The organism is Peribacillus sp. NPDC101480, from assembly GCF_050277335.1.
In the GTDB taxonomy this organism is placed as follows: Bacteria; Bacillota; Bacilli; order Bacillales; family DSM-1321; genus Peribacillus.
On the sequence record NZ_JBNNSB010000006.1, the window covers coordinates 48,200 to 73,640 of the forward strand.

26 protein-coding genes, 1 pseudogene and 1 riboswitch are annotated in these 25,441 nt (G+C 40.0%); of the genes and pseudogenes, 18 read left to right on the forward strand and 9 right to left on the reverse strand.

The window, feature by feature from the left end:
* The first annotated feature begins 102 nt into the window (after positions 1–102).
* Positions 103–1,596, forward strand: a complete 1,494-nt coding sequence (locus ACQKMF_RS19500) for a cadherin-like beta sandwich domain-containing protein (RefSeq protein WP_427574530.1) — start codon at positions 103–105, stop codon at positions 1,594–1,596.
* A gap of 51 nt (positions 1,597–1,647) precedes the next feature.
* Here the strand turns inward: ACQKMF_RS19500 and ACQKMF_RS19505 are convergent, their stop codons facing one another.
* The 3 genes from ACQKMF_RS19505 to ACQKMF_RS19515 all read right to left on the reverse strand — a co-directional run bounded on the left by ACQKMF_RS19505 (position 1,648) and on the right by ACQKMF_RS19515 (position 4,659).
* Positions 1,648–3,279, reverse strand: coding sequence for a PAS domain S-box protein (locus ACQKMF_RS19505; protein ID WP_427574532.1), 1,632 nt, complete (start codon positions 3,277–3,279; stop codon positions 1,648–1,650).
* A 114-nt stretch (positions 3,280–3,393) separates the two neighbouring features.
* A complete protein-coding gene (locus ACQKMF_RS19510) occupies positions 3,394–4,050 on the reverse strand; it encodes a TVP38/TMEM64 family protein (protein ID WP_427574534.1) in 657 nt (218 codons plus the stop codon).
* Positions 4,051–4,173: 123 nt separating this feature from the next.
* The gene (locus tag ACQKMF_RS19515; protein ID WP_101224985.1) at positions 4,174–4,659 is read right to left on the reverse strand and encodes a QueT transporter family protein; all 486 of its coding nucleotides are present in this window, start codon (positions 4,657–4,659) and stop codon (positions 4,174–4,176) included.
* Positions 4,660–4,665: 6 nt separating this feature from the next.
* Positions 4,666–4,710, reverse strand: a riboswitch (PreQ1 riboswitch).
* 168 nt (positions 4,711–4,878) lie between these two features.
* Here ACQKMF_RS19515 and ACQKMF_RS19520 point away from each other — a divergent pair.
* Complete coding sequence (locus tag ACQKMF_RS19520) at positions 4,879–5,400, forward strand: YbaK/EbsC family protein (protein WP_427574536.1); 522 nt, start codon at positions 4,879–4,881, stop codon at positions 5,398–5,400.
* Positions 5,401–5,535: 135 nt separating this feature from the next.
* Positions 5,536–6,348 carry a hypothetical protein gene (locus ACQKMF_RS19525; RefSeq protein ID WP_427574538.1) on the forward strand — a complete coding sequence of 271 codons (813 nt, stop codon included), beginning with the start codon at positions 5,536–5,538 and terminating at the stop codon, positions 6,346–6,348.
* 81 nt (positions 6,349–6,429) lie between these two features.
* Here the strand turns inward: ACQKMF_RS19525 and ACQKMF_RS19530 are convergent, their stop codons facing one another.
* Positions 6,430–6,726, reverse strand: coding sequence for a DUF3892 domain-containing protein (locus ACQKMF_RS19530; protein ID WP_101224982.1), 297 nt, complete (start codon positions 6,724–6,726; stop codon positions 6,430–6,432).
* Positions 6,727–7,017: 291 nt separating this feature from the next.
* Between ACQKMF_RS19530 and adhP the strand changes: the two genes are divergently transcribed.
* Positions 7,018–8,031 (forward strand): alcohol dehydrogenase AdhP, encoded by a 1,014-nt coding sequence (gene adhP, locus ACQKMF_RS19535; RefSeq protein WP_402944799.1) that lies wholly within the window; start codon positions 7,018–7,020, stop codon positions 8,029–8,031.
* A 42-nt stretch (positions 8,032–8,073) separates the two neighbouring features.
* Here adhP and ACQKMF_RS19540 read toward each other — a convergent pair whose 3' ends face one another.
* From ACQKMF_RS19540 to ACQKMF_RS19550, 3 genes are read right to left on the reverse strand one after another with little or no spacing between them, the layout of a single operon-like run.
* On the reverse strand, positions 8,074–9,504 hold the full coding sequence (locus ACQKMF_RS19540; protein WP_427574540.1) for a sigma-54-dependent transcriptional regulator: 1,431 nt from the start codon (positions 9,502–9,504) through the stop codon (positions 8,074–8,076).
* 4 nt (positions 9,505–9,508) lie between these two features.
* On the reverse strand, positions 9,509–11,122 hold the full coding sequence (locus tag ACQKMF_RS19545; RefSeq protein ID WP_427574542.1) for an ATP-binding protein: 1,614 nt from the start codon (positions 11,120–11,122) through the stop codon (positions 9,509–9,511).
* Positions 11,123–11,134: 12 nt separating this feature from the next.
* Complete coding sequence (locus tag ACQKMF_RS19550) at positions 11,135–12,283, reverse strand: iron-containing alcohol dehydrogenase (RefSeq protein WP_427574544.1); 1,149 nt, start codon at positions 12,281–12,283, stop codon at positions 11,135–11,137.
* A 271-nt stretch (positions 12,284–12,554) separates the two neighbouring features.
* Between ACQKMF_RS19550 and ACQKMF_RS19555 the strand changes: the two genes are divergently transcribed.
* The 14 genes and pseudogenes from ACQKMF_RS19555 (at position 12,555) to ACQKMF_RS19620 (ending at position 22,618) form a co-directional block, all read left to right on the forward strand.
* The gene (locus ACQKMF_RS19555) at positions 12,555–13,958 is read left to right on the forward strand and encodes a M28 family peptidase (protein ID WP_427574546.1); all 1,404 of its coding nucleotides are present in this window, start codon (positions 12,555–12,557) and stop codon (positions 13,956–13,958) included.
* Between the two features lie 238 nt (positions 13,959–14,196).
* A complete protein-coding gene (locus ACQKMF_RS19560) occupies positions 14,197–14,622 on the forward strand; it encodes a YwqH-like family protein (protein WP_230177927.1) in 426 nt (141 codons plus the stop codon).
* Positions 14,622–14,909 carry a YwqI/YxiC family protein gene (locus ACQKMF_RS19565; protein ID WP_034306007.1) on the forward strand — a complete coding sequence of 96 codons (288 nt, stop codon included), beginning with the start codon at positions 14,622–14,624 and terminating at the stop codon, positions 14,907–14,909. The genes ACQKMF_RS19560 and ACQKMF_RS19565 overlap by 1 nt, the downstream gene beginning before the upstream one ends.
* Complete coding sequence (locus tag ACQKMF_RS19570) at positions 14,906–16,870, forward strand: ribonuclease YeeF family protein (RefSeq protein WP_427574548.1); 1,965 nt, start codon at positions 14,906–14,908, stop codon at positions 16,868–16,870. The genes ACQKMF_RS19565 and ACQKMF_RS19570 overlap by 4 nt, the downstream gene beginning before the upstream one ends.
* 2 nt (positions 16,871–16,872) lie before the next feature.
* On the forward strand, positions 16,873–17,337 hold the full coding sequence (locus tag ACQKMF_RS19575) for a hypothetical protein (protein WP_141994323.1): 465 nt from the start codon (positions 16,873–16,875) through the stop codon (positions 17,335–17,337).
* Positions 17,338–18,020: 683 nt separating this feature from the next.
* Positions 18,021–18,566, forward strand: coding sequence for a deaminase domain-containing protein (locus ACQKMF_RS19580; RefSeq protein ID WP_427574550.1), 546 nt, complete (start codon positions 18,021–18,023; stop codon positions 18,564–18,566).
* A 28-nt stretch (positions 18,567–18,594) separates the two neighbouring features.
* The gene (locus tag ACQKMF_RS19585) at positions 18,595–18,951 is read left to right on the forward strand and encodes an Imm3 family immunity protein (RefSeq protein WP_402944631.1); all 357 of its coding nucleotides are present in this window, start codon (positions 18,595–18,597) and stop codon (positions 18,949–18,951) included.
* Between the two features lie 176 nt (positions 18,952–19,127).
* Positions 19,128–19,562: a hypothetical protein gene (locus ACQKMF_RS19590; protein WP_402944629.1), complete on the forward strand. Its 435-nt coding sequence runs from the start codon at positions 19,128–19,130 to the stop codon at positions 19,560–19,562.
* A gap of 148 nt (positions 19,563–19,710) precedes the next feature.
* The gene (locus ACQKMF_RS19595; protein ID WP_427574553.1) at positions 19,711–19,950 is read left to right on the forward strand and encodes a hypothetical protein; all 240 of its coding nucleotides are present in this window, start codon (positions 19,711–19,713) and stop codon (positions 19,948–19,950) included.
* Positions 19,951–20,294: 344 nt separating this feature from the next.
* Positions 20,295–21,287, forward strand: a pseudogene (locus ACQKMF_RS19600) (ADP-ribosylglycohydrolase family protein).
* 110 nt (positions 21,288–21,397) lie between these two features.
* Entirely contained in the window at positions 21,398–21,601 is a 204-nt protein-coding gene (locus tag ACQKMF_RS19605) for a hypothetical protein (RefSeq protein WP_402944622.1), read from the forward strand.
* Between the two features lie 49 nt (positions 21,602–21,650).
* Positions 21,651–21,824 carry a hypothetical protein gene (locus tag ACQKMF_RS19610; RefSeq protein ID WP_427574555.1) on the forward strand — a complete coding sequence of 58 codons (174 nt, stop codon included), beginning with the start codon at positions 21,651–21,653 and terminating at the stop codon, positions 21,822–21,824.
* A 110-nt stretch (positions 21,825–21,934) separates the two neighbouring features.
* Positions 21,935–22,210 (forward strand): hypothetical protein, encoded by a 276-nt coding sequence (locus ACQKMF_RS19615; protein ID WP_402944620.1) that lies wholly within the window; start codon positions 21,935–21,937, stop codon positions 22,208–22,210.
* Between the two features lie 24 nt (positions 22,211–22,234).
* A complete protein-coding gene (locus tag ACQKMF_RS19620; RefSeq protein ID WP_402944617.1) occupies positions 22,235–22,618 on the forward strand; it encodes a hypothetical protein in 384 nt (127 codons plus the stop codon).
* A gap of 135 nt (positions 22,619–22,753) precedes the next feature.
* On the opposite strand, the gene ACQKMF_RS19625 is transcribed toward ACQKMF_RS19620, so the two are convergent.
* Together ACQKMF_RS19625 and ACQKMF_RS19630 are read right to left on the reverse strand one after the other, a co-directional pair.
* Positions 22,754–24,010 (reverse strand): DUF445 domain-containing protein, encoded by a 1,257-nt coding sequence (locus ACQKMF_RS19625; protein WP_402944612.1) that lies wholly within the window; start codon positions 24,008–24,010, stop codon positions 22,754–22,756.
* A 244-nt stretch (positions 24,011–24,254) separates the two neighbouring features.
* Entirely contained in the window at positions 24,255–25,226 is a 972-nt protein-coding gene (locus ACQKMF_RS19630; RefSeq protein WP_427574558.1) for a bile acid:sodium symporter family protein, read from the reverse strand.
* Positions 25,227–25,441 lie beyond the last annotated feature (215 nt).

Below are 25,441 nucleotides of genomic sequence, written 5' to 3' on the forward strand. Positions count from 1 at the left end.
GAATCAATAGGTATCCTCCGAAAAAATCCATTAAGAAATAATTAAGGTTCCTTTGGTAACCTGGCCCTATCATGTTTGCAGGAATTATAGGAGGGATAGGCTTTGCTAAAGAAGGGGTTAAAAGAAAAAAGCGTGAAGGTGATCTTGGTTGGTTCTCTTGTAGGGATGGGAACATCCACTTATATGCCCGAGGCATGGGCTGCGGAAGGCGCGTCTGTCATTCAGGAAGAGGCACAAACGGTAAATAGTCTTTCAAAGCTAGAAATAGAAGGGATAGAACTGGATCAAAAATTTTCGGAAGATGTACACGATTATAGTTCGGCAGTGGGGAATGATGTGGAAAAGATCACATTGCTTGCAGCAAGTCCTAACGAGAATGCAGCCATATACGTGAATGGTGTAAAAATGACAGATGGTAAAGTGAAGGATTTAACTCTTCAAACTGGCATGAACACGTTTAAAATCACCGTCAGCGATGGGGAAAATGAAACGGTTGCGTATACTCTCAAGGTCGAAAAACTTGAAAGTGATGATAACCTTTTAACATCGATTGGATTATCAAAAGGCTCATTAACATTCGATTCTAAAGTGACAGCTTATAATGCTTCAGTTGAAAATGAAGTCCAGTCCGTTATGGTAACTCCAACATTGAGTGACAGTACCGCAATTGTAAAGGTGAATGGAAAGGATGCTACCAGTGCCGGTGTAAAGGTCACACTTCCAGTCGGTAAGACAACGGTGAAGATTATCGTTACAGCAGAAAATGGAGATGAAAAAACCTATACGCTAACGATTACACGGGCTGCAGCCAAGGTAACCGAATCGAAAGATGCTCCTAAAGAGAGTGAAGTTCAAAAGGAGCCATCCACAGAAACAAGTAATGCTCAACCTTCCTCGGATAATGGGAATAAATCATCTTTAACATCAACAGAATCCTCGGATAATGGGAATAAATCACCTTTAACATCAGAGGAATCCTCCAATAATCTAAAACTAAGCAGTGGTGTCAGCCAAGTGCCGAAAGCACAGCAAATTGAAAGTAATTCAACACAAAAACTGAAAACGGATTCTATAGAGAAGGCAGCGTCAGCAGATTCTTTAGGCGAGGAAGGCAATAATGCACCAGTGTTAAACAATCTGACAGTATCAACTGGAGTATGGAACAAAACTTTTGTATCTAATGAGCATACCTATCATATCGAGGTCGATAATGATATTTCTTCAGTCGAAATGGATGCAGCGACAAATGCCAGCGGAGCAACGATTGAATATGACGGTGAGAGCAGTAAACAAGTGAAGATCAAGGATAAAGCGAAGACGGCCATATCCGTTACCGTTTCGAAGGATGGGGAGCGCCGTACTTACGTCCTTGTTTTCGAAAAGGATATGGATGTGGAGATGGATGAGGAAGAAACCGTGGATGATGTCAAAACAAAAGAGGCAGAGGAAGTTGAGGCTGCACAAATGAGTATGGCTGGCAAGAATGTGAGCGATACATCGAAAGATACAGAAGGCCAGGTTAATGTGATACAGCCTGTCGAGACTGTGTCATTCTTTGGGAATATAAAGGATTTCTTCACCTCCCTGTTTAAATAGAATCGTTCTGAATCCTGCAAAAAAGGACAAGGTTTAGGCTTGTCCTCGGATTCAAAATTTTATGGGCAAAATGATTTGGATCTCGGTTCCATAGTTTAGTTCGCTGTTAAAGCGGACCTTTCCCCGATGCGCTTCGATGATTCGGCAACTGACTGTCAGTCCTAATCCGGTTCCTTTTTCTTTAGAAGAATAGAAAGGTTCTCCGAGATGCTTTATCCGGTTTTTTTCAATTCCGCTTCCATTATCTTTGATGGTGATGGAAAGGTTATTATCCATGCGTTCGAAATCAATCCAAATGTGATCTGCGGATGCCTCCATTGAATTTTTGAGCATGTTTATGAAAACTTGTTTTAATTGGTTTCCCTCACATAAAAGAAGCGGTATTTCGTTTTTAACAGATATTGATATTTGGGTGGGGTACGAGTCCGCCTCTGGTTTCAACAAGGTTTTGACATCATTCATCAGGTCGATGATTTGATGTTTGCTGAATGGAAGTTCCTGTGGTTTTGCCAGAACGAGTAACTCACTTACTATAAGATTGATTCGGTCCAACTCACTTAACATGATTGTGTAGTATTGTTCATAGGGATGGTCGTTCTTTTTAAGCAGCTGGACGAAACCTTTTAAAGAAGTCAACGGGTTTCGAACCTCGTGGGCCACACTTGCGGCAAGTTCGCCGACTATCGATAATTTTTCGGTTCTTCTTAAGCGGGCTTCGGTTTCCCGGATTTGAGTGACCTCTTTAGCATAAGTAATGATTCCTACTAAATCCTCGCCAACCATCATCGGGACAAACGTACAAGAAAGTAAGATGGACTTCCCGTACTTCGTCAGGAATTCTATATCTTTACCTTTTTTGATCCCCTTATGGTTTTCCATGACATATTGGCAAGATGTACGGATCAATTCCGCATCTTCTGCTGAGAAGTTCAAATTAATGAATGAGGCTCCATGTATTTCTTCCTGTTGAAAGCCTGTTACCGTTTCAAATCTAGGATTCACCGTCGTGATCATTCCGTTTAAATCAAGCATCAGCATCGGATATGGGTTGTGTTCAAACAATGACTTATAGCGTTGTTCACTTTCGAATAATTGATTCTCCGCGACAACCCTTTCAGAAATATCCCTGCCAATGACGACTAAGCCTTTTCGTGAACCATCCTCATTGAACAGGGGAACTTTGATCGTATCAAAGGTCTTGTGATTGCCATCGGGAAGTGGGATGATTTCCTCACACCGTGTGATTTCCCCTTTTACCCACGTTTCTTCATCGGAAACTTCACAGTAGATCAACGACTCTTTATAAAATTCGGAGTATTCGGCGAGCTCACTGTCTCTTTTTCCTTTATAATTTACATGCTCCAATTGAAATAATTGCAGCCCGAAGGTATTGGATTCAAGCCATCGGCCATCACCATCCTTGAAGTTAACGAAATCAACCATCGAATTGATGAGTGTACGCCGACGTTGTTCCGCCTCTTTTAATCGTTTGAATTCTTCCCTTTTAGCTAAATAAAGATATAAGACCAAGCCTATTGATAAAAGGAAAACAAAGCCTTCCACTCTTTGCAGTTGAACGAAGACTTCCTTGTTTTGGATATTTGTAGTTAAAAAATAGTCGAATACGACTAATGTAAGAATCCCGGATAGGATATATATTGCTAAGATGGAGCGTTTGGACATGGAGATTCTCCCTGATTTTAGACATTTCAAAGGTAAAATTACATACACATTTTAACAAACTATCGAAAAAAAATATATGCAGAATCCTAAATAAAAAAACAGGGGCCAATGTGGTCACCTGTTTTTTCTGAAGAAGGTAAGTTTCTTTTTCTTTTTTGCACGCTTATAGATAATGAAAAATAGTAAGAAGAGGAGTGCGAGTGCAGCTAGCGTATATTGGTTCATTTCAACAGATAGCAGTCCATAGGGAATCAGCGATAGGAAGAAAAAGTATATAAGGTTGCCAAGCGCCGTCGCTAATAAAAAATCCTTGAACGTGACAGTGCTGACTCCAGCTGCCAAGTTAATTAAGCTTGTTGGGATAAGCGGGAAAATCCTTCCTGTAAAAACGTACATGAAGCCATGCTCCACAACGGTTTCCTGCCATTTTTCACCAATCTTCTTTAAGAGAAGCTCCTGAAACCAGTTTCTTGCTGCATAAAAAATGAATCCTGAGGCAACAACACTTGTAAACCAACTCCATAGATAGCCATATATGAATCCGAATATCGTGACATTGATAGTCAGGAGCAATATTAAGGGGATGATTGTAAAAGAATTTTGTACAAACATCAATACGAATGTCACAATAAATGTAAGCAGAAGGTTTTCCTTCAATATACCAATAACAGAATCCAGGTCACTTTTCCAAACCAAAGTGAACAGCTCAGCATTAGAGTATATAAATATTGCGATTACAAATAGACCTAATATGGTCAGGACTTTTTTCAAAGGGCCACCACCATTCTTACTAATAGTTTATCATTTTCGAGTTCATTGGTGAAAAAAAAGAGCTGCCGCATCAAGCAGACAGCTCTTTTCCATTATAGTGGCCTAACGGCGCGAAGATTCCTTTTAAAGCCACTTTTCAAACTGAATTCTTTTGTTCATTCCATAAATGATTGGCGCTCCGATCAGGAGGACGACGAACTCACCGACAGCTGTAGTCATCCAGCTTAGCCAGAATGGCAAGCCAAAGGCAAGGTTCAGTTCAATTGCAATTAAAAACATTGTGAATGTAAAAAAGATAATCGTGGCGATCATCCGTCCTTTAATGCCTTTTATGAAACGAGAAATATAAATGACAAGCAATAAGGCGAGCAGGGATTGCCCCACCCCAAAAATCAAATCATATGGCACCATCGGCGAAAAGAGCAGATTCGATATGAAGACCCCGCCAACGATACCGTAGATATACTTTTTATTGAATACAATCAGATGATTCAACATTTCCGGTACACGGAATTGGAACATCTCAAAAGCTATTGGTTTAAACACCAATGAGACCGCCACATACAAGGCAGCCAATAACCCGTTTATCACGAGTGTACGAACATTCATTTTACTCTCTCCCTAGTTTTTTATCGTGGGATGGTTACGAACCACGTGTAGGCGTTTACCCGATTATTAATAGTATCCCATGTACGCTTGTTTCGTCAATTTGTAAAGAATGGTTTTAATTTATTAGTTTCCCCAGTAGAAGTAGCACAATAGGATTTTGATTTATTGCAATGAAGGATGATATTATTTCAATATGTACGTCAAAGGAGTGAATATAAAATGTCGATCGAGAGTGTCAAAAGCCATTTTAAACAATGGAATCGGGAAGGCGACGTAAAGGAGTTCGAAACATCGAGTGCTACGGTGATTGAGGCAGCGGAAACCATCGGTGTTATCCCAGCGCGGATTGCTAAGACTCTTTCCTTTAAAGGGGAAGGTGAACACGCGATTTTGGTAGTTGCCGCAGGGGACGCTAAAGTGGATAATAAGAAATTTCGTCAGACATTCGGTTTCAAGGCACGAATGCTTTCGCCTGAAGAAGTGCTTGCACAGACCGGCCATGCAATCGGAGGCGTTTGCCCGTTTGGTCTGGCAAACGATTTAGCTGTTTTTCTTGATGTATCGTTGAAGCGCTTCGAGTCATTGTTCCCGGCTTGCGGCAGTGCGAACTCTGCAATAGAACTTACACTCGCTGAATTGTTTGAATATTCAGGTGCGAAGGAGTGGGTGGATGTTTGTAAGGGTTGGGAAGAAAAGGACAATGAGGAAACGGCGGTAGGCAATGCAGTTGATGTCATTTGATTAATGTGTCAAAAAATTAGATTCACATGATTGGGATTGAGTCCACTGCAGTGGACTTTATTTGTAGGGGCCGCATGCATTTCTATGATTAAAGCGGAAAACGGGCAGAAAGTGTTCCTGAGCGGAGGTCGAAAGATGTTAAATGGAAGCGAAAGAAAAAGCAATAGCAGCTATCTTAGTCTTAAAACTCTTTATGAAGAAAATATAACGGTTAAGAGCATTGCCCAGGAGCTTGAGTTTTGCCATAAAAATGATCTGGCGCTGGATATTCAGGAAGCATTGGAAAAAAAGAATTTTGATATATTGGCTGTCCAAGATCAAGGGGAAATCATCGGGTATATCGAAAGGGAAGAACTAGGTGAAGGAAGTATTTCTGAATATATGAGAAACTTTTCACCAAGGGAAATGGTTTCGGACTCAACCCCTTTGATCCAGCTTCTCCATATTTTCAAGAATAAAACAAGGGTGTTCGTCTTGGAGAATAATTCAATTAAAATGTTGATTACCCATGCCGACCTTCAAAAGCCTCCGATCAGGATGCTGATATTCGGATATATTACCTTATTGGAAATGAGGATGAGCGATATCATCCTGGATAGATTCGGCGATGGCAGCTGGTATCCAATGATCAGCGAAGACCGTTTAGAAAAGGCAACCGAATTATATAGAAGGAGAATTGATAAAAATGAGGATATCAATATAATAGAGTGCCTGCAAATCAGTGATAAATTCGATATCATACATAAAGATAAGGAATTGAGGTGCTTCTTCCAAATCCCTTCGAAAAGTAAAGGGAAGAAGGATGCGAATGCCATCCGGAAATTACGGGATAAGATTTCCCATGCTAATGAACTGGGTCTGGACATGTCATGGATGGAAATCATCGAGGTTGTCGAGTCCTGCGGCCGACTGCTCGAAATCTCTGAATCCTATCCTTACGAAAAATAAGATCCGGCTAATCATGCTGGTTCTTTTTTAGCTCATCCAGACAGAAAAAAACTGCCCATATCAGGCAGTCTCCCCGAAATTTCAAAACTCCGGCAGTTGATCCAGGTTATTTTCCTTTATCCCATCGGGCTCACTCCGCAATATGTCACGTCCATATTTATGAAAGACGTCAACATTGGCCAGGTTGCCCGCCTTTGCTTCCGCAAGGGCTGTGGGGTAGTCGAGTTCGCGGCCGGAGTTCGTCTTGATGGCGATAATATTGTCCTCTTCATTTTTCCTTACGGCGATGATTTCTTCTTTTCCTGCTGAATCAGGTTGGTTTGCTTGCGGTGTTCCCTGCTGTTTATATGATTCATAGGCTTTTTCAAATTGGTCCATGTTTTAGACACCTCCTATTTATAGGGTGAGCCATTTTTTCTGCAATATACAAACCGGATTTCGTCCAACTTGAGCCGTTAATTCGTCCAAATGGGCCGATTTTTCGGCACTTTTTTTTGTGATTGCTGTCTTATTGGCCTTTTTGCAGTGGCATGGCACTTGCATCTATTTTAAGTAGTGCAAATTTAAGTAGTAGCAAGAAATAATATCCACTGAATTAAGGGAGGAATATGAATCATGAATGTAAAACAAGGGGCAAGCACTGTAAATGCAAAACAACAGGTCAAGACAATGAAAGCGGCGGTCGTCAATGAATTTAACCAAAAACTTGAGGTTAAAGAAGTACCCATTCCGAAATTGGAGTATGGTGAGATATTAGTGAAAATTAAAGCCTGTGGCGTGTGTCATACCGATCTACATGCGGTACATGGTGATTGGCCGGTAAAACCCAAGCTTCCGCTTATCCCCGGACATGAGGGTGTGGGCATTATAGAAAAGGTGGCAGAAGGCGTAACTTCCTTGAAAGTGGGTGACCGTGTTGGGATCCCTTGGCTTTATTCAGCCTGTGGCGATTGTGAATATTGTCTGACCGGCAGGGAAACGCTTTGCTTGGATCAATTGAATGCAGGCTATTCCGTGGACGGCGGGTATGCGGAATATTGTAAAGCACCTGCCAAATATGTGGTGAAGGTTCCTGAAGGGCTTGACTTTGCGGAGGTATCACCGATTTTCTGTGCAGGTGTAACGACGTATAAAGCGCTTAAGGTATCAGAAGCAAAACCTGGTGATTGGGTAGCGGTTTATGGAATTGGCGGATTGGGACATGTTGCCCTGCAATACGCGAAAGCGATGGGCTTTAATGTCATTGCTGTCGATATTCAAGATGATAAGCTTGATCTGGCAACGGAACTGGGGGCGGATTACACGGTTAATGGGCTTAAGACAGATCCTGTACAGGCCATAAAGGATAAAGTTGGCGGTGTGCAGGCATCGATTTCTGTAGCGGTTACGAAAAAAGCATTCGAACAGGCTTACAGTTCTGTCAAGAGGGGAGGCACACTTGTCGTAGTCGGATTGCCGAATGATGAACTTCCAATCCCGATTTTTGATACAGTGTTAAATGGGGTAACTGTAAAAGGGTCCATCGTCGGGACGAGAAAAGATCTACAGGAAGCTGTTCAATTTGCGGCTGAGGGTAAAGTCAGAACGAATATTGAAACAAGAAAGCTTGATGAAATCAATGACGTGTTTTCAATGATGGAAAAGGGAGAAATCAACGGACGCATCGTATTGACGCTAGAATAGTAACAGAGGAGGAAGCCCTGGAACGGGGCAACCTCCTTTTTATTATGTCTGGCTCTTCTCATTTAATATATAGCGCAATTTCCTTATGGATATTTGCAAGCGTTTGGCAGCTTCATTCCGGTTGCCGTAGGTTTTTTGCAGTGCCTGCATGACGAGCTCCTTTCCAATTGTCGATTGAAGCTGTTTGATTTCCGTAAGGATTTCTTCAAGCATCAGTTCATCCTTCTCATTAAAATCGGCCACCAGTCTTTTTCGCCACTCTTCAAGAAGGTTTTCTGTTGACTGAATCTCATTAAGGGACACATTTTTGTCAGTGGTGATCTGGCTGTTGGATAGAGAGATATCATTGGCGGTTATTACCGACTTATTGTCTGCAAGAGTTAGCGTGCGCATGACCACATTAGAAAGTTCGCGTATGTTGCCTGGCCAGTTGTATTGCTGTAATTTTTCAATGGCTTCATTGGAAAAAGAAATATCTCCATGACCATTTCTCTCAATCAAGTGACGGACAAGCAAGGGAATATCCTCTTTTCGGTTCCTTAATGGCGGGATATCCAGAGTCACGACGTTCAGTCGGTAAAATAGGTCTTCCCGAAATTTATTCTTGTTCACGGCCTGCTGCAGGTTTTCATTGGAGGCTGCCACTAACCGGGCGTTCGTCCGTAATGTTCCACTGCTGCCAACCCGCATGAATTCCCGCGTTTCCAAAACCCGAAGCAATTTGACTTGAATGGCGGGACTCGCATCCGCAATTTCATCAAGGAAAAGCGTCCCGTTCCCTGCAATTTCGAAAAAACCCTTTCGCAGCTGGGTCGCTCCGGTGAAAGCGCCCTTTTCATGACCGAATAATTCGCTTTCAAGCAGGGATTCAGAGATCGCTCCGCAATTGATGCCGATAAAAGGTTCATGGTTCCGGGGGCTGGCAATGTGGATGAAGCGGGAAAGCACTTCTTTACCGCTTCCAGTTTCTCCTTCAATTAATACATTGACGGATTTTTGGGCCACCTTGAAAGCCGTTTCAATCAAATTCTTCATTAAAGGACTTTCACCGACAATGAGTCCTGAATCCACGGCTAGCTTATGAATGAAATGCTGATTCAAAGCTTCATTTTCATTTAATAGGTTGTCAATCTGCCTTTCCAGTACTTCAATATCCACGAAGGGTTTTTCCATGTAATCACTCGCGCCGAGCTTCATTGCATCAACAGCGGTCTTGACGGTGCTGTATCCGGTCATGATCAGTACCTTGCAACGCGGCTGCAGTTGTTTTAGATGCTGCAGGAGGGAAAGTCCATCACAATCCGGAAGCTTCAAATCTATCATTGCGACATCAAAACGTTGCTGATTCCAATCGATCTCATGAAACTCCTTGCCGCTATTCACAACTTGTACGAGGTAACCTTTCATCGTAAAAAGGCGGGATAGAAAAGTCCCAACCTCTTTCTCATCGTCTACCACAAGTAAATGAACCACCTTATCATCCCCTTTCCTCTCCTTGTAAGGGAAGCCTCAGGAAAAAAGTGCTTCCTTGTCCTGGCGTGCTCAATACGTCGATCTTTCCGCCATGGTCTTTGGCGATGCCGAGGCTTACAGACAGCCCCAAACCTGTACCTTTTTCACGGTCTTTAGTCGTATGAAAGGGATGGAATATGAAGGGCAGGCGTTCTTTTTCAATCCCCGTTCCGTTATCAGTCACCTGAACCACCATGAACTTGTTTTCTGTATAGGTAGTGATCGCAATTGATTTTTCCGTTTGGGCGGACTCATCCAATGCGTCCTTGGCATTCAATAGCAAGTTGATGATGATCTGTTCTATCTGCGGCTGGCTGCCCTTTATGAAAGGAAGGTCTTCCTGAAGGGTAAGATGGAGGGAGATTTGCTTCTTCCCAAGTTGGAACTTCAATAGGTTCAGAACCTGGTGAATGGCTTCGTTAATAGAGTAATAGTGAAATCTATACTCATCCTGCCTTGAAAAGGTAAGCAGGCTTTTCACTATTTGCCTGCATCGGTCTCCGCAAATCTTGATATCGTCCAATAGCATATAATCCAGATTGTCCTGTGGGGTTTTCCGTAATAAAATTTGCGAGTTTCCAAGAATGGCCGTTAATGGGCTATTCAATTCATGGGCAATCCCTGCTGCCATTTCACCAATCGCCCCAAGTTTCCCGGCATGCAATAGCTGGACTTCCATCTGTCTTCTTTCGGTGACATTTTTATAATAAGCAATGACCCCATATACTTGATGCTCCTTATTCTGAATCGGGTAAGCATGCATTTCCAAGATGGTATCATGATGAAGGAGAATTTCCTGAAACCCTGGCTTATTACACGTAAAGGTATCTTGAATCAAAGATTGGGATTTTACAATTAAAGCAAGCAGGTCGGAAAAGTCCCTGGCTGAATCATTGGATTGATAGACCGTTCCTTTGTGATCAAAGACGATGATCATATCCTCAACTGCCTTGAATGTATCCTCCCACTCCTGTTTGGAATGAAGAATTTCCTTATAAAGCTGGGCATTCTCCAAAGTTAACGCAAGCTGGTTGGATAGTTGCTCAAGAAATTCGAGTTCATCTTCATGCCATGTTTTCTTTTTCTTCCTGCCGAAAGTCCAAATTCCGATTTTTTTACTTTTTCCGTATAAAGGGACTAATAGAAGTGATTCGATTTCAAGGGATAATAGACGTTCCTTTTCTGGGAACTCCGGTAACCGTTTAACTTCCACCTGAATCGGCTGTTTGTCCTTCAAGGCGGATGAGAAATCCTGAAAAGGGTGTAACAAGTTTTTGGGATCCAGCTCAAGTTCGCAGTGACCATTAGGGCAGATGTGGAGCAGGGCAGGTTCTTCCTCATACAATATGACAAAATGACTGTCATCGAAGGTAATGAGCTGCTTAAGTTTTGCAATAACATTTCGGAGAATCTCTTGGATGTCGATGTCCATATTCATATTTTTAGTGATGTCATTCATGATTTCAAGCTGCATATTTTTCTTCTTCAGCTGATCCACGGTTTTCTTAAGTTCCGTGTAATACGTTTTCTTTGAAGATTTAACGCCTGTCATTAAATCTATCAATTCAAGTTTGTTCATGCTTTTCACCTCTTATAGGGCTGTAAGAAGCAGCTGATTTATCTGTTCTAATGACATATCACGAGGATTTGTGATCATGCAGGCATCCTCAAGAGCGGTCATCCCAATGGGATGTATCATATCTTTCGTAATGCCGACATCACTTAAACTCTTGGGAGCCCCTATATCCTGTGATAATTCCCTTACAAAGCTAATGGCTGCCATTCCTGCTTGCTGCTCGGTCAATGCCCGTGTATCGATGCCCATGATGTCGGCAATCTCGCTGAATCGCCTTGGTGAGGCAATCCGATTGAAATCCATGACATGGGGAAGGAGTATCGCATTGATTTCACCATGTGGAAGGAGGTACTTGCCGCCTAGGGCATGTGAAATGGCATGGGCAGCTCCCAAAATGGCATTGGAAAAAGCCAGTCCAGCCTGCAGGCTCGCCATCGCCATAGCTTTTTTTGCTTCCTCATTATGCCTGGATGCTACAGAGGGGCGTAAGTGGCGGGAAACGATGGAAAGCGCGTTTTTAGCTTGTACATCTGTCAAAGGTGTCGCAGCGATTGAAACATAGGATTCAATGGCGTGTGTTAAAACATCCATTCCCGTAGCTGCTGTCAAATCCGGACCCAAGGTGGTTAAGGTACCAGGATCGACTATTGCAATATCGGGAACGAGTGATTTTGAAATGATCGTCATTTTTTTCTCGCGGAATGAATCGACGATCACCGAAAACTGGGATACTTCCGAACCCGATCCTGCAGTGGTCATGATCATCACCATGGGCGGGAGGGGAGAGTGGACTTTATCAACACCTTCATAATCACTGATGATGCCGCCATTCGTTACTAAAAGGGCAACCCCTTTGGCAACATCCAAAGCACTGCCTCCACCCAACCCGATGATGGCATCACATTCTTGTTCTTTAAATGCCAAACAGCCGGCCTCGATCTCCCTGTCCTTCGGATTGGTCGTCATTTCAATGAAGGTAGCAAAAGCAAGGCCTGCATCTTGGCAGGATTCAATGACTTTATCTAACCAGCCAGCATTGGCCACCCCGGAGTCGCTTACTATCAGCGCCTTTTTGGCACCCAGCCGCAAACAGGCCTCTCCAGCTTGTTCAATCGAACCTTTTCCAAAAATCACTTCCGGCATCACGAATTTAGTTATCGACATCTTTGCGCCTTCTCCCTGTAGAAATTCTATCTCTTCTGTATTATTTTCCCGAAAAAGAGCGAAAATCCTGTTTGGATTACAGGTATTTTTATATAATATGACAAAATATCGAATGATAGAGAACTTTTGGCACAGGTCAAAAATCCTGTTAATTTCTTAGATTTGTAAATTTGGTACTTTAGACATGCATGAATAGGGATAAACCTACCTAGTTAGTATTTTCTATATATTGTAAAATTATGGAGGAATCTATTAAACTGGGAGGCAATCTATGAAAAAACAATTTCTGTCGGTAACCTTAATCGCAGCATTGACACTCGGGACAGCCGGGACAACCACCGCTTTAGCAGCGCCACATTCATCGCCGGTGCTATCAGCGCCATCCACGGACAAGCAAGTCATTAAAAGAATCGATGCCGATAAAATCTACAAGAATATTGAATACCTCTCACTAACACCTCGGGTGGCCGGTACGGATTCTGAGTATAAAGCCGTCCAATTCATCAAAAAGCAATTTCAATCTTATGGCTATAAAGCCGATATTGAAGAGTTCAATTTTTTATCTTATACAGACCCAAATCTGGTCGAGCTGTCCGTTGCCGGATTTGATGGCGAAATCCAAGCGAACCATTTAACCTATTCAGTTAATGGGGACCTATCAGGTGAAGTGGTATATGCCGGTTTAGGAACGAAAGAAGAGCTTGAGGAAACCGATGTTGCAGGGAAGATTGCCCTTATACAAAGAGGCAGCCTCACTTTTGCAGAGAAAGTATTGAATGCAGCGGAAAAAGGGGCAGCGGGTGTCATCCTGTTCAATAATGCCGATGGGGAATTAAATGGGACACTCGGAGGGGCTAATGACAAGTATATTCCATCCGTCACGATCACCAAAAAGGATGGAGAAGCCCTTCTGGAAAAATTGAATGCTGAAGTCAAATTGACAGCATCATTAAAAATTGAAGGAGCCTATTCCGGAGAAAAAACCTCTTATAATGTAGTGGCAACGAAAAAAGCAACAAAGAACATTAAAGCAAAAAAGAACGATATCATTTATATTACTGGCCATCATGATTCCGTCGCAGGTGCACCCGGAGCGAATGATGATGCATCAGGAACATCCGTCACCCTTGAACTTGCCCGTGTTCTGAAGAATCTTCCTACAGATACCGAAATTCGCTTCGTCACCTTTGGGGCAGAGGAAAATGGATTGCTGGGTTCACAGCATTATGTGAGCAATCTCCCTGATGATGATATCAAGCGGATCATTGCCAACTTCAATCTCGATATGGTGGGAAGCAAGGATGCCGGAGATTTGGTCATTTTGACTAATGATGGAGAAATGAACCTTGTAACCGAGCTGGCCCAGGCATCAAGTACAAGATTGAATGGTGAGCCGACTCCATATGGACAAGGCGGGAGAAGTGACCATGTATCCTTTGCTGAGGCTGGGATACCCGCTGCTTTATTCATCCACAGTCCATCAGAGCCTTGGTATCATACTCCTGATGATACCATTGATAAAATCTCAAAAGAAAAGCTTCAGGATGTTGCTGAAATTGTCGGTACCGCTGTATATGACCAAGCTAAAATCGAAGCTAGAAAACCTGATCTCAATCATAAAAAAGGGAAAAAGGTGAAAGTTCCGCATTTATTTGACGAAAAGGAATTCAAATAATGCTGTAAATATTCAGAGGGTGCAGTCTGCACTCTCTTTTTATGTTTGAAAATGGAAAATCGGGGGGGGGGGGAAGTCTAATCTGGAATTTGTGCGTGTGGGATGAATTCCCTAAACACCTAGCATAAATAGCTTATTTATCCCTATTTAACTCTAAGACTATAATCCTTATAATAAAAATTATGAAAAATATGACAGTCTACATAATGAGAATAGTATGTTTGAGGTGATTTTTTAAGTGTATGCAAATTCATTGAGTGAAATACACTCAGCCCTTTCCAGTAAAATGTCCGATGTGAATGAAAAAATCAACCGTTTGGAGCATGCAAAAAGTCAAATCAAAGTAGAACAGAATGCTTGTCTTGGGGAAATCGCTAAAATTAAAAATCCGGACTTGGCAAAAAGCTGGACGGGAAACCGTGCAGAAGACTTTCAAGATGCCCGTATTGATGCATACAAGGCAATGTCAACGATCATTCATGATGATTATGACGACTATCAAGAGAAAATCGACGGTAAAATCATGATACTTAATATAGAGAAAAAGGCTCTGAGTGCAGCAGGTACGATAGCACATGAAGCGGATGTTCTTTTAGGCAAAGGAGAAGCCGTCATAGATCAATTGGAAAGCAAAATATCATATTTAAAAGGGTGGTTGTTTTAATGACGACAATCAAACTGAATCATCCTGCCGTAACGAAGCAAGTCGATCAGGTGAAGACGGCACTTGGTACAGTCACGCTTGGAAATTTGCCGGCAGGCGAGCTTGGCAATAATAAATTGGAATTCACCTCGAAATGGATTGACCGCGAAACGAACCTGGAGAAGGTCTTCGAGCAATATATCAAAATCGTCCAGAAAAATGTGGAAGATACCCGTGCCAACATTGACTTATTAAAAGAACAGGATGAAGCCATCGCCCATACGTCTTCACATGGGTATCAGCGATGAAGATATATGAAGCCGAGACATTGACGGCCGCAACCAAGTCGCGCGCCAAGCAATATGAAGAACTAAAGAAGGAAGTCACAGCCCTGAAAAAGGAATTTCAGGGCATCGTCGGCCTGGATAACGAGTTTCAGGGAGCCGGTGCTGCCGCCATCAAAAGCTTCTATGAAGCGCAAATCGAGGTGGCGGACGCCTGGATGGAACTATTCACGACCCAAATCAGTTTTTTGGAAGGCATACCGGCCACCCTGGAAGAGGCGGACCTCTCCGGAAATACGGTGGTCGAGGTTCCCTTTTTAGACGGCGAAGTGTCAAACGGCATCAACCAAGCGAAATCGCTTGTCGATGAGCAAGCGAACGATCTCCAAAGAATCCTGAACAGCATTGACGATATCCTGCCTCTTGATATGTTCGATCAAAAGGACTTTAATGAAAAAATCACGCTGGCCGGACATAGACTGGATGACACCGTGACAAAGGTCGAGAATGTCGACCGGCAATTGGTCGAGGAATATGATGTGTCCGTTGGACAGGAAAACGTGGCCGTTGGCCTCTTCCGTGCCTTGCTTGATGCCACCAAACAGGACGGCAACGTTTCGCCGATGACGTTCGATCAATCGGCATTCAAGAGCAGTGACGTCTATCAAGTGAAGGATGAAGTCGCCATTCAGATGAAAGACTATCAAACCTTCAAAAAGCAGCAAGCCGAAGCCCGGAAAATCGAACAGGAAATGGAAGAACTCGAAAACCGCCCATGGTACGAAAAGGCCTTGGATACGACAAAAACCTTTACAGGGGAATTTACGGGGTATTATGATTCTATCAGGGCCTCGACCGGAGTCGATCCAGTAACGGGCCGCAAGCTGTCCGATGCCGAACGAATCGCCGCCGGCGCCATGGCAGCAGCTGGTTTCATCCCCGTCGTTGGCTGGGCCGGCCGGGCCATTAAAGGCGGCAGCGCCATCTACAAAACGGCCAAAGGACTCAACGCAGCGAACCACGCGCTCGATGCCTATAAAACGACAAAAGGCTTTAGCCTCCTCCAGAAAACCGAATACGGGATATACGGACTCCTCGCAGCCAACGGCCTCGGCGAAGCGGCCACAGGCAAAGACATGTTCGGCAACCAACTGACCGAGGAACAGCGCCAGAACGGGCTGTTGATGGCACTCGGAATCGGCGGTGTGGCAGGTGCTGCGAAGGTCGCAGATAAAGTATCAAGTGGTACAAAGTTCGTCCCTTACAGCAAGGAATTTGCGCAAAAGCAGGTACAGAAGGTTCAAGCTACAATAACAGATATAGCGAGATCCGGAAAAACCACGTTAAAAAATATAGGTGAAGAACTGGGTAAAAAAGAAATTCCTAAACGTATAAGTGTGGAACAAGTTTCCCTCGCAGGAGGACCAAGCCTTCCCCAAGTTGTAATGGAAAAGCAGACAATTAAGGAAGCCTATCAGAAATTTACTGTGAAGGATAGCAAAGTAGAGGGTGTTTCAAGGGAGAGTATTCCTAAGGGTACGGATGAAGTTACACCTAAAAAGAAAACTGTGCCGGATTGGCTTAAAGAGCGATGGGAAGCAGGTAATAATTTTAATAAGGAAAATCGTCCTCGTTACCCTTATAATGAGGTAGAGTTGGAAGCGAAAGAAGTAGGCGGCAAAAAGTACGTAGTTGATTCATATGCACCCAATAAGGAAATAGTATCGAGAAAATTCACTCAACTTAGTGAAGTGCAGGAAAAGACAGCTAAGAGTTACTTAAATGAAATTACAAAAAAATATCCTTCAGGCTCTAAAATATCAAATGGCTCTTTTAATCCAAACGCTCTCAAAGGAGGGCGACTTAAAGGTGAATTAATATTAGAAGTGCCAGTTCAAAATAAACTAATTCCGCAAACAATTCTTGATGAAGCAACAAAAAACAGAATTATTATTAAGGATATTAATGGGAAGGTGTATAATTGACTATGAAAGTTTATTATTGTGACGAGTGGTCAGATATCAAAAAAAAGCCTTGGAACATTCTTGATGAACGTACTGCATACACATGCCATCAAAAACATGAACCATATACGGCGGTATTAACTGAAGATGAAAAACCTCAATATATTGTAAATGTAACAAATGAATGGGTTTCGGTAAGTTTTTATGATGATTTCACTCGTAAGTATCTAAATTATGACTTTGAAGTTATGAATGATGGAAAGATTTTTTTAAGAACAGCAATGTATTGGGAATATGATGATGAAACTGATAAGGAAGTAAGTAGCTTGATTTTGGGCTTCCGAGAAGATGGCTATATAGCAATGGAAAAGAGAGACTTTACAACCGGTTCAGTCGAGGAACGCGAAATTAGCGATACCCTTGAAAGAAACTGGGACGTATTTCCTGATTTTGGTCAGTACATTCATTTGTGCAAAGAGGAAAGATAACGGGGCACTCTCCAGTGCCGAAGTTAGATATACAAAAGGTTGTCATTTATCAGTAACACATAAGGCAAGTGAACTAAAGATAAATAAAATATTGAGTTAGACAAAAAGAAAAATGATACTTATAAAATAGAGACTCCATGAAGGTAAAACCATCATGGAGTTTTTTTAAAATGCAATGATAACGAAAAAAGAACGGGAACTGGGCGAGATGACATTTTACATGGCTGGATGTGCAGTTTAATCGGCTAAGAGAGCTTACCGAATAAGGTGCAACTTGTTTTTCTTTTATATGACCTTAACCCAAAAGTTAAGGTCTTTTCATTGTTGATATGAATATGTATCATCTTACGCCATATTTGGCTCCACAGATAATAGGCCGTGAGGACTTAAAATCATATAGATTTACTTAAGGCAAGGTGGCTTAGAAAAAAGTAGCTAGTGGAACAAAGTTCGTCCCTTACAGCAAGGAATTTGCGCAAAAGCAGGTACAGAAGGTTCAAGCTACATTAACAGACATCGCGAGATCAGGAAAAACCACGTTAAAAAATATAGGTGACGAACTAGGTAAAAAAGAAATACCTAAACGAATAATTGTGGAACAAGTTTCACTCGCTGGAGGACCAAACCTTCCCCAAATTGTAATGGGAAAATAGACAATTAAGGAAGCCTATCAGAAATTCACTGTGAAGGATAGAAAAGTAGAGGGTGTTTCAGGGGAGAGTGTTCCTAAGAGTACGGGTAAAGTGTATCCAACTAGACAAATAGATTCAGTAGCAGAAACACATATAATTGATAGAGTGAAAGAGCTAAGAGGGAATTTAACAAGTAGGTATAAGAAATCTGGTAATTTTGCTGTTGCAGAAGTGGATGTCAGTGGGATAAGTAAATCTGAATTTTATGCTCAAAGTAGCATAAATGAACTCAAAGGAAGTCTTGAGGATAAGGTGCCTGATATTTCTTTACAACCTGAAAATCCAATGTTTAAAGCTACAGAAGCAGTTGGTAAAGAGGGAGAGAGTTACTTAAGGAATACAGATACGGAGTATAAAATACTAAATGACATTGCTTCTAGGCTTGGAGAGAATACACAAACTAATGGGAAAATTAAGTTATTTACAGAATTGGATACTTGTGACAGTTGTAATAAAGTCATAGCAGAGTTTGCTGCTAAATATAAAAATATTGAATTAGAAGTCATACACAACAATGGTAATAGAATTATTTCTTAAACTTAATTTTTATTGGAGGAGAAAACTAATGAAAGATTGGGAATATAATGAATTATTTGATGCAATTCAGGAGACATATGAAGAGTTGTTAGATGAAGATAGGGGATATAGGTATGCTATAGCAAAACTAGCTGATGAATTTGATAGATTAGGCAAGATAGAAGATTTTATTGTTGATACTGCTATTGGAGAAATAGCAATCGGCCATGAAAAAGTATTTGTTGGGCGCATTGAAGGTATAACAAAGAGGTTAAGCATGTTTACCCCACAAGAAGCAGAAGCTGACTTAACATTAGAAGAAATACAAGACTTATCGAAACGAATAAAAAAAGTATTAGAAGGACTAAGAAATGCAGAGGTTGATTATAATTCCTCAGCAGAATAGCGATATTTATAAAGGATTGATTACATTAGCGGGTTATATAAAAGTAAAAAGCTCATGGTGATTGAAACATCATGGAGTATTGTGTGCAATGATAGAAAAACCATAAAATTCTGAAATCTCCTTTGAAGAATATAGTAAAATAATGAATTCAATTAAATGAAAATGAGGTTTTTAATTTGAATGGATTAACAGGTGATATTTTAGTGAAAGGAAAAATACTTAATGGAAATACAAATAAACAGGATTTTTGTATAAATTTTCAAAATGAACTATTATCAAGCGATATATCGAATAATATGTTTGTTTTTAAGGACGCAATTATGTTAAATGGAATTTATTTTTGGGCTGTGGTTAACTTTCAAAATGATAAAGTTTCTCGTATTGAACTCGACAATGCTGATGAAAATTTGAAAAATACTTTCAATAATTGGGCTAATTATAAAGCTAAAAAAAAGAAAGAGATACATGATAAATGGGTAGAAGAGATATTAGGTAAACCAGATATTAAAAAAGGAGACTCATTAATTTATAATAGAACTTGGGGAGAAGTCACTTCATTTGAAGATAAGAAAAGTGGACAAGTAGAGATCTGGATCAGTTATAAAAAATGACACAGGAAACCAATCTTGCTAGAATAGAATAAAACCTTGAGTGGCCAAAGCCATTCAAGGTTTTTTAATGAATTGAAATAATACTCCAATTAAAGTGAAAGCCCTGGAGGATATCAGGGATATTACTTAATTAAAGGAGGTTGGTAAAATGACACGAAATGAATATGAAAATAAGATAAAAGAGTTAGGTATAGATTTGCAAGAATTTAATATTGTTATTGGAAGAAAAACTAATGTACCATTTTCAACAGGTTGTTACTTTGAAGATGGAAATTGGATTTTGTATGATGTGGATGAAAGACAAAATTTTTCAATTATCGAAAAGGGTAATGAGGATCCAATTTTTAAATTTTTATATATGATAACGATGGGGAAAATAGGTATGTAGAATTATTGGCGATAACGTATATTAATTTTATCCTAGCATATTCAGATTAACGAAAAAGAAATCCGTATTTCTCTAGAATAAAATAACCTTGAGTGGCTAAAGCCATTCGAGTTTTTTTATGAAATGGGCAGTTTTAAATAATTGTATGAGGACTATGATGGTAAGCAGGTAATTTGGAAATACGAACTGATTTTGCTCTTGTATTTAAATGGAAAGATATTATAGTGGTTGTAGTATAGGTGTTAGCATACATAAAAACAAAGTATGAATTTAATCAATCAATAGGGCATTTGTTAAGCAAGGGTACTGAGAAATGGTACTTAAACAAAAAGTAGGTGTAATGAATGACAGGCAGAAGAATGGTAGACAGATGGGAAGACGATAGTAAAAGTTTTTTGAGATTTAATCTAAAAAAAAGAATGTTACCAAGTCTGTATGGCGGTATTGTTGGAGACTTGCTTGGTGTTCCAGTTGAATTTAAAAAAAGAGGGACACTTTTGCTATTAATGATATAACGGGATATGGAACGTATAATCAGCCGCCAGGCACTTGGTCGGACGATACTTCATTAACTTTATGTTTAATTGAAAACTTAATTGAAGAAAGCGATTCAGCGGAGCTAATGCAAAAATTCGTTCAATATATGGAATATGGCTATTGGACACCACATCATGAAATGTTTGATATTGGAAGAACGACCAGTGAAGCCGTAATCAAGTTTAAAAATGGAACGCCAGCGCCAGAATGTGGCGTTGATGAGGATCGCTCCAGTAGCATTTATCCTTTTTAATAACTTTAATTTCATTGAAAAAATCCAAACCATTAAAAAATATACTGAAGTTACACATTCTCATCCGCGTTCTGTGGTAGGTTCTATTATTTATGTCGAGTTTTTACTTAGACTTTTTTATAATAATTCTCCTGAAGTTTCAAAAAGGGAGATAAAAGAACTTTTTGATGAGAATTTCGAAAAAGATCATATATACCAAAAAGAGCTGCAATCCTATTCAAGAATTTTTGAGGAAGATTTCTTTTCATTACCACAAGAAGAAATTCAGTCAGATGGTTATGTCGTTCATACGTTGGAAGCAGCCATTTGGTGCTTAGGAAATTCAGATTCGTTTAGCGATGCCGTTTTAAAAGCAGTGAATCTAGGGGATGATACGGATACAGTAGGTGCCATTACGGGAACATTGGCAGGTATGTACTATAAAATGGACGACATTCCTAAAGAATGGCTTGAGAAAATCACCAGAAAAGAAGATATTGATAAATTAATCGAGCAATTCCATAGTTTTTGTGCAGATAAAGCAATTAAAGAAGAGTATGGGGATTGATGTAAATCCCCAATATAAACAAAAAAACTCCTATAAAATAACTTTATAGGAGTTTTTTTATGTCCAGAGTCCAGTTTATGCGATGTTAAACGGAAAGCAAGCAGTTTGAATTGGGGGATGGGAAATTAAATAATGGAGTGAGTGGGAAAATGCTAAGAAAAGGTGAGTATACGATCTATAATGGTAAAGAGTATAGATTCATAGAATCTGATTTAGTGGAAGCTATTGAATTAATTAGTAATGATAAAAATGAAATGGACAATGGCTTACTTATTATAAAAAAATATTTACACGAAAATAGTAGGTGTAAATGAAGTTAAAGAATTATATTCTATAAATCCCTATGCTGTATATAAGGGAGAGGTGTTTCCAGCATCACAAGAAAGAAAAACCGGAAAAGTATTGTTGGATACAACAAACACTGAACTTGCTAAAAGGATGGGATTTGACCGGACAGATAAGTATATGTACTCTAAATCTGTGGAACGGGATGAAGTTGAGATAATCGAGGAGAGGAAACCTTATTCATTAGATTAATTTCTTCATTTCAAACGCGATTATATTTATTGTACTATCCCCCTAATGAGCTTTGGCACTGTTTTGTTAAAGGTCTCCTTTGTAGGCGAGTAGATAGGAAGATGAAATTAATGGATAAGAAAAAGCAGTTAATCGATCAAATAAAAGTTGTGATAAATAATCTTGAAAATGATTATTATAATGAAATTACAAGGGGCGTGTTACAACTTATATATAAAAGATATAAGGACGCATTGGATGTAATGGAAAATAATGAAGATATAAGAGAATTAAATATTATAGGCGGCGTAAGGGCTTATATGGATAGTTATAATGACTATCTAAATCCGTTATTAGGAGAATTACATAAAGCTGAAAAAATAAATAGAGAATTATTCAATGCTTGATAAAGTTTGAAAATGGAGGAACCTATGATAAGAAAAGGAAAGTATGCAATACATAAAGGTAGCGAGTATAGTTTTAATCTACTGGAAGATAAGTCTATAAGGTTAATAAGTCATAAACATGCTGATCTATCTCAAGGTTTCAAACATTTAGATGAAAATATCTATATAAAAAATGTTTCTGTAGAAGAGGTAGATTTATTTAAGATAAATTCAAAGGCAATATATAAGGGGGAGTTGTTTCCAGCATCTGAAGAAAGAAAAACCGGAAAAGTATTGTTGGATACAACAAACACTGAACTTGCCAAAAAGATGGGGTTTGAACGTACAGATAAATATATGTACTCCAAATCTGTGGAATGGGATGAAGTGGAGATAATCGAGGAGAGGAAACCCTATACATTAGATTAGTTACCCCGTTAAAAAGCCCTTAAGGATAAGGGCCTTTTTTTATGAGGGGTATCAATCTAAAGGCAACGAATCAGCCCCAGTTGATTTGAAAAGCGACAGATACTGCCGTTACCAAATCGCCCGAAGGTGCCTGAATTATAATAGCCTAAGCAGAGCCTGTACGCCTGTTAGGATAATCCCTATAATAAAACCACAGACCGCTCCGTTCACACGAATCCATTGTAAATCTTTTCCTACACCGTTTTCCATCATATCAATCAGCGTTTCGTTGTCTAGCTTATCTAAATTTTCTTGTACAAGATTGCCGATCTGCGTATGATTATTTTCAATTAGAACAGTAATTTGTTTCTGTATCCAATTATCGATGTGCGTGCTATTTTCTTTTATGTTGTCCAGTACGTGATGAATCATTGGAGTCAGATAAGCATCCATGAAATGTTCATCTTCGACAAAATCCAATGCTTCTTGTTGAATTTGTTGTAGAGTTCCCTTTATTGTCGCCTCAGGCTCCCATGTTGTCAGAAGTTGTTTTTTCCATTTTTCAACTCCTTCTAACAGTTCCCGGTTATGGTTAATGCCTTGTATCTCTTTCCTGATATATAAGATTAAAGCCTCTCTATTTGGTTCTTTCTCGTTTTGTAAATTATTTACGACACTTAATAACAGGTTTTGTATGATATTCCCAAGTTTCTCTTCGTTAAGTAGACTTTGAATGGATTTAACGGCGAACTGAAGCATACCTTCCAGTTCAATCTTACTGAGTACATCCATGGAAACAGTGCCAAGTCGGTGACTGGTTTCTTTTTTTCCTAACCAATCTTCTGCTTTTTTCAAAACATGATCCAAAGCCTTCTTATCAAACTCTTCGTTAAGTAACTGTGAACTTACTAAATGTATAATCTTGCTCATGTCTATGTTAGAAAGTGATGTTTTAATTTTTTTAGCAACGAAAGGTGTAATCTTTTCTATATCTATATAACCAATCATTTGCTTGATTAATTTAATCAGGACTTTTCTAAAAGTCTCACTTTGAATCTCTTTTACTAAAATAGGGATCAATTTTTCAGTAAAAGGAACATGTTTTACTTTGTCCTGAATGCTTTCCTTAGAAAGCCAGTCGTTTTTTAACATCGAAACAAGTGCATTTGTCATTCTTTTACGATTGTTGGGCAAAAGCGCTGTATGGGGGATCGGTAATCCAAGCGGATGGCGGAATAATGCAGTGACTGCAAACCAATCTGCCAATCCGCCGACTAAACCAGCCTCAAACCCTCCATGTAATAAATCTAACGGCAATGAACCTTGAAATGGAGTGGTTGCAATATAACCTGCCCCCATGATAATTAGTGAATATCTAGCTATTTTTCTTGAAGATTTTATTTTTGGTGACATTATATTCCCTCATCCTTAAAATGATAGTCAATTACTATAACCCGAATCATTAGCAAATTTTATAACTTACTTTCATCTAGTAGTATAGCAGGTAGTTCAAAAAAATAACCACAACAAGGCAGTAAGTTCATTAATTTTGGGCATAGAATATTTGTCATTTTCCCTTGAATGTTCAATATTCAGATGATAAATGCACAAAAAAAGCCGATTCACTCAATCGGCTTTTTTTATTCATCCAACAATATTATGATACTTCTGTTTTTATCGAATTATTTGTCCCTGTATTTTTTTTATCTTTCATGCGACTGAAAATAAAGGCTAGAACGGAACCTGATATATTATGCCAAACACTGAAAATGGCACTAGGTACAGCAGCCAAAGGCGAGAAGTGGGCTGTTGCTATGGCTACACCTAAACCAGAGTTCTGCATACCAACCTCCATTGCGACAGCTTTCTGTTTCGCTAAATCCATCCCGCATAAACGAGCAAAGAAAAAGCCGAGTAAAAAGCCAAGAACATTATGAAGAACGACTACTGCAAAAATCAGCAAACCTGTTTTAGCCAGCTGAGCTTGGCTGCCAGCCACTACGGCAGATACGATCAGAACGATGGAAATAACAGATACTAGAGGCAGAGCCTTTGCCCCAGCTTCTGCCTGTTTGCCAAAAAACTTTTTGACGATGAATCCAAGCAGCAGTGGGATAATCACCACTTGAATGATCGAAATGAATAACGACCCAATACTGATATTGACCCATTTACTTGCCAAGAGCAGAATAAGCAGGGGCGTTACGATAGGCGCTAGAATAGTGGAAACAGAAGCAATGGCAACTGCAAGAGCAACATTTCCTCTCGCAAGAAACACCATGACATTTGAAGCTGTTCCACTAGGGCAACATCCTACCAAAATAACACCAACAGCCACTTCTTTGGGCAAATCGAACCCTATTGCTAATACAAATGCCAATAAGGGCATAATGATAAAATGACCTGCTACCCCTAGTGCGACCTCTTTCGGCCGTCGGAATACTTCTTTAAAATCCGCTGCTGATAATGTAAGTCCCATGCCAAACATGACAATTCCTAGTAATGGAACAATATAGTCTCCAATCCATATAAACTGATTAGGTAAGATATACGCAATAACTGCAAATAAAATGACCCATAAGGTAAATGTTTTACCAGCAAATCCGCTGATTTTCTCTACTACTCCCATAGTGACCTCCTAGATGTTTTAAAATAAAACAATTATAATTTATATTCTGAATATTTAAAACCCTTTTAGGAGAAAAAAATTCAATACGGCTGAACAAGTGTGAATATGACGTTTTACTATAGGAAAAAAGCGGACAGGGTTTTTAGAGATTCTATTCGCTTTTTTACTTTATCTTTTAATAAAAAATAAGAGGGTGCTGTATATTAGTGGCAAAC